The organism is Achromobacter sp. GbtcB20, assembly GCF_019091095.1.
GTDB classification, from domain to species: domain Bacteria; phylum Pseudomonadota; class Gammaproteobacteria; order Burkholderiales; family Burkholderiaceae_B; genus Achromobacter; species Achromobacter mucicolens.
Map to the genome: position 1 here is coordinate 1 of NZ_JAGXJZ010000277.1, position 399 is coordinate 399.

The following is a 399-nucleotide window of genomic DNA, read 5'->3' on the forward strand; positions in this document are numbered from 1 at the left end:
CGCCTTCCTGGCCTGGCGTTTGAACGCGTCGTACTGGAAAGACGTGAAGTAATGCGTTTACATTGCCCGCTTGGCTATAATACGGGCAATCATGTTTCGGGGTGAGTCGCTCGGCGCTTCTCCCCTTTGTTTCTTAAGGAACTATAAACCATGATGCTCCTCTTCACCGGCACCACGTGCCCGTTCTCCCAACGCTGCCGCCTGGTCCTGTTCGAAAAGGGCATGGACTTCGAGGTGCGCGACGTCGACCTCTTCAACAAGCCGGAAGACATTTCGACGATGAACCCGTATGGCCAGGTGCCGATCCTGGTCGAGCGCGAACTGATCCTGTACGAATCGAACATCATCAACGAGTACATCGACGGCTCCTATGAGGTGTGCGCGGGCGGACGGCGCTGG

Annotated in this window: 1 protein-coding gene; it reads left to right on the top strand. The window is 56.6% G+C overall.

Annotated elements, in window-relative coordinates; genetic code table 11:
• Positions 1 to 150: 150 nt before the first annotated feature.
• The coding region (locus KVT32_RS28970) for a glutathione S-transferase N-terminal domain-containing protein (RefSeq protein WP_217619298.1) at positions 151 to 399 on the top strand (249 nt) is incomplete at its 3' end.